17 protein-coding genes are annotated in these 17,209 nt (G+C 72.0%); 7 read left to right on the plus strand and 10 right to left on the minus strand.

Annotation, left to right across the window (positions count from 1 at the left end):
* Positions 1 to 7: 7 nt before the first annotated feature.
* The 6 genes from ACZ4WZ_RS17365 (at position 8) to ACZ4WZ_RS17390 (ending at position 5,816) form a co-directional block, all read left to right on the plus strand.
* Positions 8 to 1,099: an LOG family protein gene (locus ACZ4WZ_RS17365; protein ID WP_467891046.1), complete on the plus strand. Its 1,092-nt coding sequence runs from the start codon at positions 8 to 10 to the stop codon at positions 1,097 to 1,099.
* 119 nt (positions 1,100 to 1,218) lie between these two features.
* On the plus strand, positions 1,219 to 2,124 hold the full coding sequence (locus ACZ4WZ_RS17370) for a DMT family protein (RefSeq protein WP_467891048.1): 906 nt from the start codon (positions 1,219 to 1,221) through the stop codon (positions 2,122 to 2,124).
* 78 nt (positions 2,125 to 2,202) lie between these two features.
* Positions 2,203 to 2,820, plus strand: a complete 618-nt coding sequence (locus ACZ4WZ_RS17375; protein WP_467891050.1) for a hypothetical protein — start codon at positions 2,203 to 2,205, stop codon at positions 2,818 to 2,820.
* A 112-nt stretch (positions 2,821 to 2,932) separates the two neighbouring features.
* Positions 2,933 to 3,160: a ferredoxin gene (locus tag ACZ4WZ_RS17380; RefSeq protein ID WP_467891053.1), complete on the plus strand. Its 228-nt coding sequence runs from the start codon at positions 2,933 to 2,935 to the stop codon at positions 3,158 to 3,160.
* A complete protein-coding gene (locus tag ACZ4WZ_RS17385) occupies positions 3,157 to 4,551 on the plus strand; it encodes an NAD(P)/FAD-dependent oxidoreductase (protein ID WP_467891056.1) in 1,395 nt (464 codons plus the stop codon). Before ACZ4WZ_RS17380 ends, ACZ4WZ_RS17385 begins: the two co-directional genes overlap by 4 nt.
* Positions 4,552 to 4,565: 14 nt before the next feature.
* Positions 4,566 to 5,816, plus strand: coding sequence for a cytochrome P450 (locus tag ACZ4WZ_RS17390; RefSeq protein ID WP_467891059.1), 1,251 nt, complete (start codon positions 4,566 to 4,568; stop codon positions 5,814 to 5,816).
* A gap of 26 nt (positions 5,817 to 5,842) precedes the next feature.
* On the opposite strand, the gene ACZ4WZ_RS17395 is transcribed toward ACZ4WZ_RS17390, so the two are convergent.
* The 9 genes from ACZ4WZ_RS17395 to rpsB form a co-directional block, all read right to left on the minus strand.
* Positions 5,843 to 6,916, minus strand: coding sequence for an ABC transporter ATP-binding protein (locus tag ACZ4WZ_RS17395; RefSeq protein ID WP_467891061.1), 1,074 nt, complete (start codon positions 6,914 to 6,916; stop codon positions 5,843 to 5,845).
* Entirely contained in the window at positions 6,916 to 8,532 is a 1,617-nt protein-coding gene (locus ACZ4WZ_RS17400) for an ABC transporter permease (protein ID WP_467891063.1), read from the minus strand. Before ACZ4WZ_RS17400 ends, ACZ4WZ_RS17395 begins: the two co-directional genes overlap by 1 nt.
* A gap of 50 nt (positions 8,533 to 8,582) precedes the next feature.
* Positions 8,583 to 9,680, minus strand: coding sequence for a thiamine ABC transporter substrate-binding protein (locus tag ACZ4WZ_RS17405; protein ID WP_467891066.1), 1,098 nt, complete (start codon positions 9,678 to 9,680; stop codon positions 8,583 to 8,585).
* Between the two features lie 265 nt (positions 9,681 to 9,945).
* On the minus strand, positions 9,946 to 11,061 hold the full coding sequence (gene rlmN, locus ACZ4WZ_RS17410) for a dual-specificity RNA methyltransferase RlmN (RefSeq protein WP_388941981.1): 1,116 nt from the start codon (positions 11,059 to 11,061) through the stop codon (positions 9,946 to 9,948).
* Between the two features lie 177 nt (positions 11,062 to 11,238).
* A complete protein-coding gene (locus ACZ4WZ_RS17415) occupies positions 11,239 to 12,315 on the minus strand; it encodes a phosphatidate cytidylyltransferase (protein ID WP_467891070.1) in 1,077 nt (358 codons plus the stop codon).
* A complete protein-coding gene (frr, locus tag ACZ4WZ_RS17420; protein ID WP_243630638.1) occupies positions 12,315 to 12,872 on the minus strand; it encodes a ribosome recycling factor in 558 nt (185 codons plus the stop codon). The genes ACZ4WZ_RS17415 and frr overlap by 1 nt, the downstream gene beginning before the upstream one ends.
* Positions 12,873 to 12,966: 94 nt before the next feature.
* Entirely contained in the window at positions 12,967 to 13,746 is a 780-nt protein-coding gene (gene pyrH, locus ACZ4WZ_RS17425; protein ID WP_388941988.1) for a UMP kinase, read from the minus strand.
* Between the two features lie 162 nt (positions 13,747 to 13,908).
* Positions 13,909 to 14,745, minus strand: a complete 837-nt coding sequence (tsf, locus tag ACZ4WZ_RS17430; RefSeq protein WP_467891075.1) for a translation elongation factor Ts — start codon at positions 14,743 to 14,745, stop codon at positions 13,909 to 13,911.
* 134 nt (positions 14,746 to 14,879) lie between these two features.
* The gene (rpsB, locus tag ACZ4WZ_RS17435) at positions 14,880 to 15,773 is read right to left on the minus strand and encodes a 30S ribosomal protein S2 (protein ID WP_467891077.1); all 894 of its coding nucleotides are present in this window, start codon (positions 15,771 to 15,773) and stop codon (positions 14,880 to 14,882) included.
* Positions 15,774 to 16,022: 249 nt separating this feature from the next.
* On the opposite strand from rpsB, the gene ACZ4WZ_RS17440 reads away from it, so the two are divergent.
* On the plus strand, positions 16,023 to 16,583 hold the full coding sequence (locus ACZ4WZ_RS17440; RefSeq protein WP_467891080.1) for a peptidoglycan DD-metalloendopeptidase family protein: 561 nt from the start codon (positions 16,023 to 16,025) through the stop codon (positions 16,581 to 16,583).
* Here the strand turns inward: ACZ4WZ_RS17440 and ACZ4WZ_RS17445 are convergent.
* Positions 16,580 to 17,137 carry a TetR/AcrR family transcriptional regulator gene (locus tag ACZ4WZ_RS17445; RefSeq protein ID WP_467891224.1) on the minus strand — a complete coding sequence of 186 codons (558 nt, stop codon included), beginning with the start codon at positions 17,135 to 17,137 and terminating at the stop codon, positions 16,580 to 16,582. The two genes, ACZ4WZ_RS17440 and ACZ4WZ_RS17445, sit on opposite strands and share 4 nt — an antisense overlap.
* Positions 17,138 to 17,209: the final 72 nt, after the last annotated feature.

Genomic DNA, 17,209 nt, shown 5'->3' on the forward strand with positions numbered 1-17,209 from the left:
GGGCCGAATGGTCAACGCAGACATCGAGATCGAGACGCTCGCCGAATTCGACCGGGTCGTCGCCGGCGGCTCACTGAGCGGCTACCGCATCCAGTCGCTGAACCTCCTCGAGCGGACCTTCGCCCTGCTCTCCGCCGACACCTCGGCGGCCGTGTTCCTGGGCTGCGCGATGGAGCCCGACGCCTCGGTGAAGGTCCGCGCGGACGGCGCCCTCGTCTTCCCGCCGATACCGGACCTGCCGTTCAACCCGTACCGGGGTCTGCTCTACACCGCCGAGGAGCTGTTCGCCGGGCTGGCCGAGGGCTACGAGGCGACCCCTGACGCGCAGACGTACGCCTGGTTCCGGGAGACCGGGTCCGACGGCGACGTGTTCTCCTCCATGCTGCGCTCCCTCCACGACGACGCCATCTCCGACGCCCTCGACGAACGCCTCGCCGGCTCCCGCGTCGTCGGCGTGATGGGCGGCCACGCCATGGCCCGGGGCGGTACGGCCTACCGCGGCGCGGCCGGTCTGGGACGGGCCCTGTCCCGGTCCGGGCTGACGGTCGCCACCGGCGGCGGACCCGGCGCGATGGAGGCCGCCAACCTCGGCGCCTACCTGGCGCCCGCGCCCGACGAGGCCCTGCCCGAGGCGCTGGAGCTGCTGGCGAAGGTGCCCTCCTTCTGCCCGTCCGTCACCGACTGGGCGCGTGCGGCGTTCGCCGTACGCGAGCGCTGGCCCGCGGGCGGCGACTCGGTCGGGATCCCCACCTGGTTCTACGGGCACGAGCCGCCGAACGCCTTCGCGGGGCAGATCGCCAAGTACTTCGCCAACGCCACCCGCGAGGACGGGCTGCTCGCCCGGTGCAACGCGGGCGTGGTCTTCCTGCCGGGCGCCGCCGGCACCGTGCAGGAGGTCTTCGACAACGCGACGCCGAACTACTACGAGTCGCGGTCCGAGCCGACCCCGATGGTCCTGGTTGACCGTGCCCACTGGACGACTCGCCTGCCGGTCTGGCCACTGCTCCGGGAACTGGCGCGGGGCCGGGCGATGGAGTCCCGGATCGCACTGGTGGACTCGGTGGACGAGGTGCCGGACGTGCTCGCGGCCATGGCCTGAGCCCCGGGCGGGCAAAGAACCGGTCAAAAGAAATCTCTTCCGGAGGCAACTTCCCGGCCCGTTACGACGTCTGGCAGAGGTACCGCCTTTTCACTGCCAGACGTTGAACGGAGCCCTCTGTGCTCATAGGCCTGCTGACCGCTGTCGCGGCGTCCATCTGCTACGGCACGGGCTCTGTCCTGCAAGCCGTGGGCTCGCGCCGCGCCGCCCGGATGTCCCCCGAGGCCGCCGGGGTGACCGCCCACGGCGGACCGAACCTGACCTCCACCGCCAAGGCCGCGATGACCTGGGAGTTCATCGTCGGCACCATCCTGGACTTCGTGGGCTTCGGGCTGGGCGCGCTGGCGGCCCGCATGCTGCCCCTGTTCCTCTCCCAGACGGTGATCAGCGCCAACCTGGTGATCACCGCCATCCTCAGCGTGAAGATGCTGGGCATCCGGCTGACCCGCAAGGAATGGACCTCGATCGGGGTCGTCTGCGCGGCTCTGGTGCTGCTGGCGACCGCCGCCGGCCACGAGGGCGACCACCACGCCCCGATGTCCACGCACTGGTGGCTGCTGGCCGTGACCCTGGTGATCATCGTCGGCGGCACGGTGGCCGTGCGCTTCCTCGGCGGCCGGGCCGCGATCCTGGCGGGTCTGCTGTCGGGTCTGGCCTTCGGCGCGCTGGGCGTGGGCGTGCGCATCCTCGACGGCGTGGATCCCTTCGACCCGGTGACGTTCCTCATGGACCCGGCCCTGTACGCCATCCTGGTGGCGGGCTTCGGCGGCATGTACCTGCACACGGTGGCCCTCCAGATCGGCTCGGTGAACGGCGCGACCGCCGCCCTGGTCGTCGGCGAGACGGTGCTGCCGGGCGCGATCGGCGTCCTGTGGCTCGGCGACGCCTCCCGCCCGGGCCTGGCGTGGCTCGCGGTGACCGGCTTCGTCCTGGCGGTCGCCGGCGCGGTCGCGGTGGCCTGGTACGGCAACCACGACGGGGCCGACGAGCCCGCCGAGGAGCCGGTTCCGGCACCGGTGGCCTGACCGGCCCGCCGCGCGCGGGTTCACTCCCGTGGGGTCCCCCGGGTGGCGGGGGCCGGGCGGGAGCCGCCTGCTGAAGGCATGGAGTCCACCACCGGGCGCATGCGCACGCCGCGGGCCGCCGGGGCGGCCGGGCTCGTCTTCGCGGTGCTGCTCGCGGCGGCGATCGTGCTGATGCGCCTCGCCGTCCCCTCCGGAAGCCCGTCCGACGCCCCCGTCGCCGAGGACCACCGCTGGGCGGTCCGCGTGGCGCTGGAGATCGTCCCCTTCGCCGGGATCTTCTTCCTGTGGTTCATGGGGGCCCTGCGCGCGCACGCGGGCGAGGGGGAGGACCGGTTCGTCTCGACGGTGTTTCTCGGCAGCGGCTGCGTCTTCGTCGCCACCCTGTTCGTCGCGGCCGCCGCGGCGGGGACCGTCCTCGAGGAGCCCGTGCCGCCGTCCGGGTTCGGCCGCCCCTTCGCGTACACCGTGCTGACGACGTACGCGATGCGCATGGCGGCCGTCTTCGTCTTCGTGACCTCGACCATCGGGCGCCGTCTCGGCGTCTTCCCCCGTCCGCTGGTCGCGCTCGGATTCGCCGCCGGGCTGGTGCTGCTCGTCCTCGGCTCCGGCGTGCCCTGGACGGAGCTGGTCTTCCCGTTCTGGGTGGTCGCCGTCAGCCTGCACGTCCTGCGCGGCAACCTGCGCGGGACGGCCTGATCCCGGGTGCTGCCCGTCCGGCGGGCGGCGGAGGGGTCACGCGCGCATGCTGGAGACCGGGAGGGTCTCGGGGGCTCGCGGGGGCCAACAGGTCACGGAAGGGCGATCCCTCATGAGGCTTGTCGTGGACCTCAACCGGTGCCAGGGCTACGCCCAGTGCGCGTTCCTCGCACCGGACGTCTTCGCCATGCACGGTGACGAGTCCCTGCTCTACGACCCGCAACCCGACGAGGAGCACCGCGAGAGCGTCGTCCGCGCCGTCCACGCGTGCCCCGTCCAGGCCATCCTGCTGGACGCGATGAACGGGTCCCTGTCGACGGACGGCGGAGGCGCGCGGTGAGCGGTGACGCAGCCCTGGAGCGGTTCAAGCGCGAAGGCCGCATCGTGGTCGTGGGCGCTTCCCTGGCGGGACTGCGGGCCGCCGAGACGATGCGCGAGAAGGGGTTCGCCGGATCCCTGACGATGATCGGCGACGAACCCCACGAACCGTACGACCGGCCCCCGCTGTCCAAGCAGGTCCTGCTGGGCCGGGCGACGGCCGACCGTACGGCGCTGCCCCGGACCCGGGACATCGACGCCAAGTGGCGCCTCGGCGTGCCCGCCACGGGACTCGACATGGCGGCCCGGCGGGTGAAGCTCGCCGACGGCGACGAGGTCGAGTACGACCGGCTGCTCATCGCCACCGGGGTGCGCGCCCGGCGCTGGCCGAACGAGGAGGAAGCGGCCCTGGAGGGCGTCCTCACCCTGCGCACCCGGGACGACGGCCTGGCCCTGGAGCGCCGGCTCGCCGCCGGTCCGCGCCGGGTCCTGGTCATCGGCGCCGGGTTCACCGGCTCCGAGATCGCCTCCGCCTGCCGCGAGCGGGGCCTGGAGGTCACCGTCGCCGAGCGGGGCGCCGCACCGCTGGTCGGCGCGCTGGGCGGAGTGGTCGGCGAGGTTGCGGCGGACATGCACCGCGAGCACGGCGTCGACCTGCGCACCGGGATCACGGTGACCGCCCTGGAGGGTGACTCCTCCGGACAGGTGCGCGCCGCGCACCTGTCGGACGGCACGGTGCTGGAGACCGACACCGTGGTCGTCGGCCTCGGCGCGCAGCGCAACACGGAGTGGCTCGCCGGCTCCGGACTCGGCGCGGGACCGCGGGGCATCGCCTGCGACGCGGGCTGCCGCGCCTTCGACATCCGCGGCATCGTCACCGACGACATCTACGTGGCGGGTGACGTGGCCCGTTCCCCGCACGCCCTGTTCGGCTACCAGTTCCTGTCGCTGGAGCACTGGGGCAACGCCGTCGAGCAGGCCCGCACCGCCGCGCACAACATGCTGAGCGAGAGCGCCGACCGGCGCCCCCACCTGTGGGTCCCGGCCTTCTGGTCGTCCCAGTTCGGCGTGAACGTCAAGTCGGTCGGGGTGCCCTCGATGGGCACCGAGATCCTCTTCACCCAGGGGTCGCGCGCCGAACGCCGGTTCGCCGCGGTCTACGGCTACCAGGGACGCGTCATCGGCGCCGTCACCTTCGACAACTGCCGCTGGCTCCCCTTCTACCAGGAACAGATCGAGCGGACCGCCCCCTTCCCGCCGCCGTACGCGACGGTCGACCGCCGGCCCGAGGGCAACAAGCCGGTCCCGGCCGACTTTCCCGACCCGTCGGTCCCCACGCACGGCCCGACCATCACCTTGAGCGGCTACTCACCGGCCGACCGGAGGATCACCTTCACCCCGGCGCGCCCCTGAGCACGAGGACCCCCATGACTCAAGAACTCCTGCGGCAGATCATCGACTACTCCAGCCGGGCCAATCCGTACCCGCTGTACGAGGAACTCCGCAAGACGCCCGTCTCGCACGACGGGACCGGACCCTACGTGGTCAGCGGCTACTACGAGATCCGGAGCCTGCTGCACGACCCCCGGATCAGTTCCGACGCCCGGAACCTGAAGGCGGCGGACGGCGACCCGCTGGCCGATCCGGAGCAGGAGGAGGAGACGGTACTGCCGCCGGCCTTCCTGCGGATCGACCCGCCCGAGCACGACCGGCTGCGCCGGATGACCAACCGGCCCTTCGGCCCGCCGCACTCCCCGCACCGCGTGAACGACATGCGCGGGGAGCTGGAGGGCATCGTCAAGGGGCTGATCGACGGCATCGCGGAGTCCGGCCGCCTGGACCGGATCGACCTGGTCGAGCAGTTCTCGTACCCGTTCCCGGTGACCGTCATCTGCCGGCTGCTGGGCGTGCCCCCCGAGGACGAGCCCAAGTTCCACGTGTGGGCCGACACCCTCGCCGCCAGCCTGGACCCTGACCCGGACGCGCCCGATCCCGGGGCGCGGGTCGAGAAGTCCAAGAACGCCCGCATGGAGCTCGGCATGTACCTGGCCGGGCTGATCGAGGAGCGCCGCAAGAACCCCACCGGCGACATGCTCTCGGAGCTGGCCACGGCGCAGGGGCCGGACGGCGCCATGACCACCATGGAACTGCTGAGCACCTCGGCGCTGCTGCTGGTCGCCGGGCACGAGACCACCGTCAATCTGATCACCAACGGCATGCTGACCCTGCTGCGCCACCGCGAGGTGCTGGAGCGGCTGCGCGGGGACCCGGCGCTGGCGGTGCCGATCGTGGAGGAGCTGCTGCGCTACGAGCCCCCCGTGCAGCTGGTGCCGCAGCGCACCGCCCTCGCGGACATCGAGATCGGCGGGGTGACCATCCCCCAGGGCGCGTCCGTCTGGCTGGTGCTGGCCTCGGGCAACCGCGACCCCAGGCGGTTCCCGGATCCGGACCGGTTCGACCCGGACCGCCAGGACGTCCAGCACCTGGGCCTCGGCAGCGGGATCCACAGCTGCTTCGGGGCGCCGCTGGCCCGGCTGGAGGGCGCGCTGGCCCTGAGCGAGCTGGCCCGCCGGCTGGAGAACCCGCGGCTGCTGGAGGACCCGCCCCCGTACCGGCAGAACGCGGTCCTGCGCGGGCCGCGCCACCTGCCGATCGCCTGCGACGGCATCCGGCCCTGATCCGGCCCCGGTCCCCCGCCGGCCGGTCAGGGCGACGGGAGGACGACGACCTCGGACGGGCTGAAGGCCACCGCGACCCGGTCCCCCACGGCCGGCGCGGCGGCCAGCTCGCACTCGGCGTCCAGCACCGGCCCCGAGGCGGGCTTCAGCCGCAGGGCGACGTGCGTACCGCGGAAGGTGCGGGACTCCACCGCGCAGTCCAGGCCGGCCGCGCACAGCACCACCCCCGCCGGCCGGATCAGCAGCCGCTGCTCCCCCTCGGGCGTGCCGGCCGGGACGGGGACCGGGCCCCACGCGGTGGTGGCGGCGGCACCCGCCACCGTCCCCGGGACCACGTTCTCGAAGCCGAGGAACCGGGCCACGAACTCCGACGCGGGCCGCTGCCACACCTCCAGCGGGGTCCCGGTCTGCGCGATCCGCCCGTCCCGCATCACCACCACCCGGTCGGCCAGCGCGAAGGCCTCCCCCTGGTCGTGGGTGACGGCGAGGACGGTGGTGCCCAGCCGGGAGAAGAGCCCCTGGAGCTCGACCACCAGCCGCTCGCGCAGCCCCCGGTCCAGCTGGCCGAGCGGCTCGTCCAGCATCAGCAGCCGGGGCGAGGGGGCCAGTGCCCGGGCGAGGGCCACCCGCTGCTGCTCGCCGCCGGAGAGCGAGGAGACGGCCCGTCGCTGGGCCCCCGGGAGCCCGACCAGCTCCAGCAGCTCCGCGACCTGGGCCTCGTACGACGCCTTCGCGGAACGCGAGCGGAGCCCGGAGCGGAGCCCTGACACCGCGGAGCCGGACCCCGGGCCCCGCACGCGCAGGCCGAAGGCGACGTTCCCGCCGACGTCCCGGTGCGGGAACAGCTGGTGGTCCTGGAACATCAGGCCCACCCCCCGCCGGTGCACCGGCACTCCGGCCTGGTCGGCGCCGCCGAGCAGCACCCGCCCCCCGGACACCGGCTGGAGCCCGGCCACCACCCGCAGCAGGGTGGACTTGCCGCTGCCGCTCGGCCCGAGGACGCAGACGGTCTCGTGCGCGGCGACCTCCAGGTCGACCGCGTCCACCACCGCCCGGTCACCGAAGCGGACCGAGACCCCTTCGAGCTGGAGCAGGGTCATCAGAACTCTCCCGAGGTCTTGTCGGGTCGCAGCCGCTCCAGCACCAGCAGGGACACCGCGCACACCAGCATCAGAATCGTGCTCAGGGCCATCGCCTGCCCGTAGTTCATCTCCCCGGCCCGCCCCAGCAGCCGCGCCACGGCCACCGGCAGCGTCGGGCGGTCGGGCCGGGCGATGAAGACGGTCGCGCCGAACTCGCCCAGGGAGACCGCGAAGGCGAAGCCCGCCGCGATCAGCAGCGCCCGCCGCACCAGCGGCAGGTCCACCTCCCGCCAGACCCGCAGCGGCGAGGCCCCGAGGACGGCCGCCGCCTCCCGCAGCCGGCCGTCCACGGCCCGCAGCACCGGCAGCATGGTCCGTACGACGAAGGGCACCCCGACCAGCGCCTGCGCCAGCGGCACCAGGATCCACGAGGTCCTGAGGTCCAGCGGGGGCTCGTCCAGGGTGATCAGGAACCCGAAGCCCACGGTCACGGCGGACACCCCGAGCGGCAGCATCAGCAGTGCGTCGAAGCCGCGTACGAAGCGGCCCGCGCGCCGGGTCAGGGCGGCGGCCGCGAGCCCGCCGACGACCAGGGCGATGGCGGTGGCGGCGAGCGCGTACTGGAGGGAGTTCCAGACGGCCTCCAGCGGCGGCACCAGAAACGTTCCGCCGCCGGAACCCGCGTCCTGGAGCGCCCGGTAGAAGCCGAAGCCGTAGCCGCCCGGCGCGTCGAAGGACCGTTCCACCAGCACGGCCAGCGGCGCCACGACCAGCAGTACCACCGACAGCAGCACCCCGCCCAGCAGGCCGCGCTGTCCCCAGCCGCGCGGCGGACGCGCGGTGCGCGCCGGGTCCACGAGCCGCAGCGCGGTCTCCCGCCGGCGCACCGTCCGGGCGTGCACGGCGAGGACGGCGGCGATGGCCGCGAACTGGACCATCGTCAGCACGGCGGCGGTCGGCAGGTCCAGCAGCTGCGCCGTCTGCCGGTAGACCTCCACCTCCAGGGTGGCGTAGGCGGGCCCGCCGAGGATCTGCACGACGCCGAAGGAGCTGAAGGTGAACAGGAACACCATCAGCGAGGCGGCGGCCACGGCCGGCGCGAGCGCGGGCAGCGTCACCCGCCGCCACGCCGTGATCCGCCCGGCGCCGAGCACCCGGGCGGCCTCCTCCTGGCGCGGGTCCAGCTGCGCCCACAGTCCGCCGACCGTCCGTACGACGACGGCGTAGTTGAAGAAGACGTGGGCGAGCAGGATCGCCCAGACGGTGGTGTCCAGCCGCACGCCCCACAGCTCGTCGAGCAGCCCGCCCCGCCCGACCAGCGCCAGGAAGGCACTGCCGACGACCACCGTCGGCAGTACGAAGGGGACGGTGACCAGCGCGCGCAGCAGCTGCTTGCCGGGGAACTCCAGGCGGGCGAAGACGTACGCGCCCGGCAGCGCGAGGAGCAGGGTGAGGGCGGTCGAGGCGAGCGCCTGCCAGGTGGTGAACCAGAGCACGCCGGCGATGTCGGGCCGGGCCAGGACCTCGCCGATCCGGCCGAACTCCCAGCCCGCGTCGGTCTTGAGGCCGCGGCCGACGATCGCGGCCACGGGAAAGGCGAAGAACAGTCCGAAGAAGGCGAGCGGCACGGCCATCAGAGCGAGTCTGACGGCCGTGGCGCGCCCGCCCTCCGCGGGAAGGCGCTCTACTTCACGACGAGCGAGGACCACGTCTTGACCCACTGCTCACGGTTCTTGGCGATGGTCTCCGGAGCGACGTTCTCCGGCTTCTCGACCACCACGCCGTGCTTCGTGAACAGCTCCGGCAGCTTCGCGTCCTTGACGACCGGGTTCACGAACATCTGGAGCGGCATGTCCTCCTGGAACTTCTTGGAGAGCAGGAAGTCGATCAGCGCCTTGCCGCCCTCCTCGTTCTTCGCGCCCTTCAGCAGGCCCGCGAACTCGACCTGGCGGAAGCAGGTGCCCGTGGCCACGCCCGTGGGGGCATCGGCCGGCTGCGGCTCGCCGTAGAGGACCTCGACCGGCGGGCTGGAGGCGTAGGAGACGACCAGCGGGCGGTCGCCCTTGGCCTTCTTGCCGCCGGCGGAGCCGGAGAAGCGCTCGTTGTAGGCCTGCTCCCAGCCGTCGACGACCTCGACGCCGTTGGCCTTGAGCTTGCTCCAGTAGTCCTTCCAGCCTTCCTCGCCGTACTTGCCGACGGAGGCGAGGAGGAAGCCGAGGCCGGGCGAGGAGGTCGCGGCGTTCTCGGTGACGAGCAGGTTCTTGTACTCCGGCTTGACCAGGTCGTCCAGCGTCTGCGGCGGGGCGATCTTCTTGTCGGCGAAGTAGGCCTTGTCGTAGTTGACGCAGATGTCGCCGGAGTCGACCGGGGTGACCCGGTGCTGCTGGTCGAGGACGAACTCGGGCTTCACCGTGTCCAGGCCCTTGGCCTCGTACGGGGTGAAGATGCCGTTGTCGAGGGCCCGCGAGAGCAGGGTGTTGTCGACGCCGAAGAAGACGTCGCCGCGCGGGGAGCCCTTGGTGAGGATCTCCTGGTTGAGGGCCGCGCCCGCGTCGCCGGACTTCAGGACCTTGACGGTGTAGCCGCTCTGCTGCTCGAACTCCTTGAGGACCGTGCCGGTCACGTTGAAGGAGTCGTGGGAGACGAGGGTGACCGTCTTGGACTTGGGGGCACCGGTCGCAGCGGAGGTGTCCTTCGCCTCGCCGCCGCCGCAGGCGCCGAGAGTGGTGACGCCGAGCGCCGCCGCGAGCGCCGTGCCCGCGATCTTCTTGGTGGTGCTCACTGGTGTATTCCTCCTGGGATGACCAGGAGAAGACGCGGCCCCGCCCGGCGCTCTTCGCGAGCGGTCGCCGGGCAGGGCGCAACAGCTTGAGTGGTGACCGAACTTCCTACCCCGAATGACCGGGGCGAGGTTCAGAGGGTCTGCGGATGACGGGTACCGCACTCTCAGCGCTGTGGCGCTCCCCTGTCGGAATATGCAATTGGTTCGGCCACAGGGTACCCCGTGGCCGATTCGGGCAGGCCGCTGTCCGGAACGCAGCCGGAATCTATCGTTCCGAGGCGGCGAGCTGGCCGCAGGCGCCGTCGATCTCCTGGCCGCGGGTGTCGCGGACGGTCACGGGCACGCCGTGGCGGGCGATCGCCTCGACGAAGGCCTTCTCGTCCTCGGGGCGCGAGGCGGTCCACTTGGAGCCCGGCGTCGGGTTCAGCGGGATCAGGTTGACGTGTACGCGCTTGCCCTTGAGCAGGCGGCCGAGCAGGTCGCCGCGCCAGGCCTGGTCGTTGATGTCGCGGATCAGGGCGTACTCGATGGAGATGCGGCGGCCGGACTTCTCGGCGTACTCCCAGGCCGCGTCGAGGACCTCGCGGACCTTCCAGCGGGTGTTCACGGGGACGAGGGTGTCGCGCAGCTCGTCGTCCGGGGCGTGCAGGGAGACCGCGAGGCGGCACTTGAAGCCCTCGTCGGCGAAGCGGAGCATGGCCGGGACCAGGCCGACGGTGGAGACGGTGATGCCGCGCTGCGACAGGCCGAGGCCGTCGGGCTCGGGGTCGGTGAGGCGGCGGATGGCGCCGACGACGCGCTTGTAGTTCGCGAGCGGCTCGCCCATGCCCATGAAGACGATGTTGGACAGGCGGGCGGGGCCGCCGGGGACCTCGCCGTCGCGCAGGGCGCGCATCCCGTCGACGATCTGGTGCACGATCTCGGCGGTGGAGAGGTTGCGGTCCAGGCCTGCCTGGCCGGTGGCGCAGAACGGGCAGTTCATGCCGCAGCCGGCCTGCGAGGAGATGCACATCGTCACCCGGTCCGGGTAGCGCATCAGCACGGACTCGACGAGCGTGCCGTCGTGCAGCTTCCACAGGGTCTTGCGGGTGGTGTCGTCGTCGCAGCTGATGTGCCGCACGACGTTCATGAGCTCCGGGAGCAGCTCCTGCTGGAGCTTCTCGCGCGAGGCCGCGGGGATGTCGGTCCACTCGGCCGGGTCGTGCGCGTAGCGGGCGAAGTAGTGCTGGGAGAGCTGCTTGGCCCGGAACGGCTTCTCGCCGATCGCGGCCACCGCCTCCCGGCGCTCGGCCGGGGTCAGGTCGGCGAGGTGCCGGGGCGGCTTCTTGACCCCGCGAGGGGCGACGAAGGTGAGCTCACCCGGAGCGGGACGGGGGGCCATGCGGTACTCCTCAGTACGACGGGGTGGGGGTCACCCCGCGCGTGCAGGGCCGGTCCGCGGCTCGGCCGCTGGACGGAAAGGGCGCGCCGCGTGAACACGGCGCGCCCTCCAGGATAACCCGGCCCGGACCCGTCAGCCGGTGGTCGGCCCCCGGGCCCACGGCCCGGGAGCGGCCGCTCAGCCGGTACCGACGAACGCCGCCAGCAGCAGCCACACCACGGGAGCGGTCGGCAGCAGCGAGTCGAGGCGGTCCATGATGCCGCCGTGGCCCGGGAGCAGCGTGCCCATGTCCTTGATGCCCAGGTCACGCTTGATCATGGACTCGCCGAGGTCGCCCAGGGTGGCGCTGACCGCGACCGCGAGGCCGAGCAGCAGGCCCTGCCACCAGGCACCCCCGTCGATCAGGAACTCCATGCACAGGGCGCCGGCCGCCATCGCGAAGGCGACCGCTCCGAAGAGCCCCTCGCGGGTCTTGCCGGGGCTGATGCGCGGGGCGAGCTTGGTCTTGCCGAAGCGCCAGCCGACGGCGTAGGCCCCGGTGTCGCTGACCACGGTCAGGACCAGGAAGGTCACCACCCGCTGCGGACCGTCGTCCGGCGTCAGCAGCATCGCGACGAACGTGGCCAGGAAGGGCACGTAGAACGCCGCGAAGACACCCGCCGTGACGTCCCTGAGGTAGTCCTCGGGCGGCTCGGTCATCCGCCACACGAGGACGGCCAGCGCGGTGAGGGCCATGGCCACCCACGCGCCCTCGGCCCCGCGGACGTATCCGGCGATGATCATCGCCGCTCCGCCGACCGCGAGCGGGACCAGCGGGGCCTTGATGCCCTTCTTCTCCTGGAGCCGGGAGGTGAGCTCCCACAGGCCGACCACGATCGCGACGACGATGACGCCGACGAAGACGGCCTTGACGATGAACAGCGAAGCGAAGATCACCGCGCCGAGGCCGACACCGACCCCTATGGCGGCACGCAGATCCCGCCCCGCGCGCTTCTTCGGCGGCGGGGGCGAGGCGTCCTGCGGGGCCTGCGGGGGCGGAGGCGGGGGGCTGGGCATGGGCTCCTGCAACGGCGTCTCGGCGCGGAACGGGGGGCCGCCGGCGAAGGCGGCCCCCCGATCGCGTGCGTCCCGGTCGTCGAAGGCACGGCCGGCGGCATCGGGCACGATGGGCATGGGCGCAGTGTGCGGGCCCACCAGCGCATCGTATGCGGGACCCGCCGGAACCGGCTCCGCGGCCCAGGGAGAGTCGTTCATCAGACCTCGAGGAGCTCGGCTTCCTTGTGCTTGAGCAGCTCGTCCACCTGCGCGACGTACTTCGCGGTGGTGTCGTCGAGCTCCTTCTCGGCGCGGCGCACCTCGTCCTCGCCGGCCTCCTTGTCCTTGACCAGCTTGTCGAGGGCGTCCTTGGCCTTGCGGCGCACGGAGCGGATGGAGACCTTGGAGTCCTCGGCCTTGTTCTTGGCGACCTTGATGTACTCCTTGCGGCGGTCCTGCGTCAGCTCCGGGAAGGTCACCCGGATGATGCGGCCGTCGTTGCTCGGGTTGACACCGAGGTCGGAGTCGCGGATCGCCTGCTCGATGTTGCGCAGCGCCGAGGCGTCGAACGGCGTCACGATCGCCATGCGCGGCTCGGGCACGGCGAAGGAGGCGAGCTGGTTGATGGGCGTGATGGCACCGTAGTAGTCCGCCACGATCTTGTTGAACATCGCCGGGTGCGCACGGCCCGTGCGAATCGCGGCGAAGTCTTCCTTGGCGACGACGACGGCCTTCTCCATCTTCTCCTCGGCCTCGAGGAGGATTTCTTCGATCACCACGTGCTCCTGCATGTCAGATATGGATGGTTCAGGCGGGCGCGGGCGGTCCGGGCCGCCCGGACCGGGCCCCTGCGGGCCCGGCTCGGTGTGCTCAGACCCGGGTGCCCTGGTCGCTCACGAGCGTGCCGATCTTCTCACCCTTGACGGCGCGGGCGATATTGCCCTCGGCGAGCAGCTCGAAGACCAGGATCGGCAGCCGGTTGTCGCGGCACAGCGTGATGGCCGTGGCGTCGGCGACCTTGAGGTCCCGGGACAGCACCTCGCTGTACTCCAGCGCGTCGAACTTCACGGCGTCCGGGTTGGTCTTCGGGTCGGAGTCGTAGACCCCGTCGACGCCGTTCTTGCCCATGAGGAGGGCCTCGGCGTCGATCTCCAGGGCACGCTGGGCGGCCGTGGTGTCGGTGGAGAAGTAGGGCATGCCCATGCCGGCGCCGAAGATGACGACGCGGCCCTTCTCCAGGTGGCGCACGGCGCGGAGCGGGATGTACGGCTCCGCGACCTGGCCCATGGTGATGGCGGTCTGGACGCGGCTGTCGATGCCCTCCTTCTCCAGGAAGTCCTGGAGGGCGAGGCAGTTCATGACGGTGCCGAGCATGCCCATGTAGTCGGACCGGGCCCGGTCCATGCCGCGCTGCTGAAGCTCGGCGCCGCGGAAGAAGTTGCCGCCGCCGATGACGATCGCGATCTCGGCGCCGTCGCGGACCACGGCCGCGATCTCGCGGGCGATGGCGTGCACGACGTCGGGGTCGACACCCAGTCCGCCGCCGCCGGAGAAGGCTTCGCCGGACAGCTTCAGCATGAAGCGGCGACCCTTCTTCTCGTGGTCGCTCTTGTCGTCGGATGCGGTGTGGGGGTCCACGCCCTGATTCATGGAGATCTCCTCGTGCACATACGAAGAAGGCCATTGCCGGTGGGTCCTCGCGGTTCCCTCTGGGGCAATGGCCTCCTCGTCAGATCTGCGGTCGTCCTGCGCGGGCACGGACGACTGCTTCAGACCCTATAGGGGTCCGGTGTCCGTCGCGTACGGACGGACTCAGATGCCGACCTTGATGCGGGTGAAGCGCTTCAGGGTGACACCGGCCTCGTCCAGAACCTTCTGGACGGACTTCTTGTTGTCCAGCGCGTACGGCTGGCCCAGGAGCGTGACGTCCTTGAAGAAGCCGTTGACGCGACCCTCGACGATCTTGGCGATCGCGGCCTCGGGCTTGCCCTCGGCGCGGGTGACCTCTTCGGCGACGCGGCGCTCGGACTCGACGACCTCGGCCGGAACGTCCTCGGCGGTCAGGTACTTCGGCGCGAAGGCGGCGATGTGCTGGGCGATGCCCTTGGCCAGCTCGGCGTCGGCCTTGTCCAGCTCGACCAGGACACCGATCTGCGGGGGCAGGTCGGGCATGGTGCGGTGCATGTAGGAGGCGACGAAAGCACCCTCGTACTGCGCGAAGCGGTCCAGGACGATCTTCTCGCCGAGGTTGGCGTTGGCCTCGTCCACGAACGCCTGGACGGTCTTGCCGGGCTCGATCTCGGACGCCAGCAGCGCCTCGATGTCCGCCGGCTTGGTGGCGTCCACGTGGGCGGCGAGCTGGTCGGCGACGGCCAGGAACTTCGGGCTCTTGGCCACGAAGTCGGTCTCGCACTTGAGCTCGAGGAGCACGCCGGAGGTGGCGTCCTCGGCGATCAGGGAGGTGACGGCACCGTTCTCGGCGGAACGGCCCTCGCGCTTGGCGACACCCTTCAGGCCCTTGACGCGCAGGATCTCGTTGGCCTTGGTGACGTCGCCGTCGGCCTCGACGAGCGCGTTCTTGCAGTCCAGCATGCCGGCGCCGGTGAGCTCGCGGAGCTTCTTGACGTCAGCGGCGGTGTAGTTCGCCATGAGTCTGTGATTCTCTCTCGAAGTCGTAGATCTACGGGTGAACAGCGGAGGAGCGCGCTCGTGGCGCGGCTCCCCCGCCGTCATCGTCCGTGCTGCGAATGCCCGGCGGATGAACGCCGGGCACTCTCAGTGGGTCAGGCCTGCTCGGCGGCCGGAGCCTCGGCCTCGGTGGCCTCGGCAGCCGGAGCCTCGGCCGCGGGGGCCTCGGCCGCGGGGGCCTCGGCCGCGGGGGCCTCGGCGTCAGCCTTCTTCTCGCCCTCGAGCAGGTCGCGCTCCCACTCGGCGAGGGGCTCGGCGGCGGCCTTCTCGCCCGGCTTCGAGTCACCGGTCGCAGCGCCGGAGCGGGCGATGAGGCCCTCGGCGACGGCGTCGGCGATCACGCGGGTGAGCAGGGTGACGGAGCGGATCGCGTCGTCGTTGCCCGGGATCTTGTAGTCGACCTCGTCGGGGTCACAGTTGGTGTCGAGGATCGCGACGACCGGGATGTGCAGCTTGCGCGCCTCACCGACGGCGATGTGCTCCTTCTTGGTGTCGACGATCCAGACGGCGCTGGGAACCTTCGACATCTCGCGGATACCACCGAGGGTCTTCTCCAGCTTGGCCTTCTCGCGGGAGAGGACCAGGAGCTCCTTCTTGGTGAGACCCGAGGCGGCGACGTCCTCGAAGTCGATCGCCTCAAGCTCCTTCAGACGCTGGAGGCGCTTGTAGACGGTGGAGAAGTTGGTGAGCATGCCACCCAGCCAGCGCTGGTTGACGTACGGCATGCCGACGCGGGTCGCCTGCTCGGCGATGGCCTCCTGCGCCTGCTTCTTCGTACCGACGAACATGATGGAGCCACCGTGCGCGACGGTCTCCTTCACGAACTCGTAGGCGCGGTCGATGTACGACAGCGACTGGAGCAGGTCGATGATGTAGATGCCGTTGCGCTCGGTGAAGATGAAGCGCTTCATCTTCGGGTTCCAGCGACGGGTCTGGTGACCGAAGTGGACGCCGCTCTCCAGCAGCTCCCGCATCGTTACGACGGCCATGGCCATCTCCTTGGTTTCTCGGTTTGGTTCCTGACGCCCCGCCGCGCCCTGCCCCTGGAGGGACCGAGAGACGCTTTCACCTGACCGGAACCGGCCGGCGCTGGGGCGTGCGAAGTCGACCCGGTGACCCGGATCGCCACAAGAAGTGTACGGGACCCGGCGGTATGCCGGGTGACGCCGTTGTCCACAACCCGTCGGCCGTCCACAGGCGCGGACCCGTCACGCCGCCCGCGCGGGATCCTGCGGGGCATGACGAAACTGCTGCTCATCCTGCTTCTGACCCTGCCCCGGCCACTGCCCGGGCCGGCCCCCTTCGTGCCGGCGGCCCCGGAGCCCGCGTCCGCGGCGCCCCGCGTACCGGTGCACGGGGCGGCGGGCCTGAGCGGGGAGCTGCGAGTGCGCCCCCTGCCCGCGCCGCTGTCCGTGGCGCGCTGGTGGGATCCGCCGCCGACCCCGTACGCGGCCGGGCACCGCGGTGTCGACCTGTCGGCGCCGGCCGGGGCGCAGGTCCGGGCCGTGGGTCCCGGGCGGGTGCACTACGCGGGGCGGGTCGCGGGGCGCGGGGTGCTCTCGCTCACCCTCCCGGGCGGCCTGCGCACGACGTACGAACCGGTCCGGCCGCTGGTCGCGGAGGGGGAGCCCGTCGCGGCGGGCCAGGTGGTGGCGGTGCTCACGGAGGGGTCGCACTGCCCGGGCCCCTGCCTGCACTGGGGACTCCTCACGGGCGAGAACGCCTACCTCGACCCGCTGACCCTGCTCCCCCCGCCCACACCCCGGCTGCTCCCGGCCGCCGCCCCGGAAGCCTCCTAGACGGCGACGCCCCTCAGCACCATGGCGACGGCCGTCTCGGTGATCACGGCCGGATCCTCGGCGGCGCCGAGCTCGATGCGGCGGGCCGCGGCGTCCACGACGCCCTGGAGCAGCATCGCGGACAGGCGGGGCTCCGCCAGCCCGAGGGCGCCCAGGGCCTCGACGATCATCGCCACCAGGCCTCCGTGCGCGGCGCGGATCTTCTCCCGCGCGCCCGCGTCCAGCTCGCCGGCGGAAATGGCGACCACCGCGCGGTGGCGGCGGTCCCCCACCAGCCCCAGCTGGGTGCGCACGTACGCCTCGATCTTCGCTTCCGGAGTGGGCTCCCGCTCCATCGCCGCCTCGATCTCGGCGGCCCATACGGGGAAGTCCACCGCGCACAGCTCTTCGACGACGGCCGCGCGCGACCGGAAGTACTCGTACACGGAGGACCGGGCGAGCCCGGTCCGCTCCGCGAGGGCGGGGAAGGTCAGGGCTTCCGTCCCGCCTTCGGACAACAGGGCACGGGCGGCGTCCAACAGGGCGCCGCGCTGCATCGACCGGTGCTCGGCCACGGAGGCCGCTCGAATCCTGGGCACGTCACCACTGTACGGAGGTCCCGCAAGGGCTGTCCGCCGCGATCCGGA

Source organism: Streptomyces sp. NPDC029122 (genome assembly GCF_055569445.1).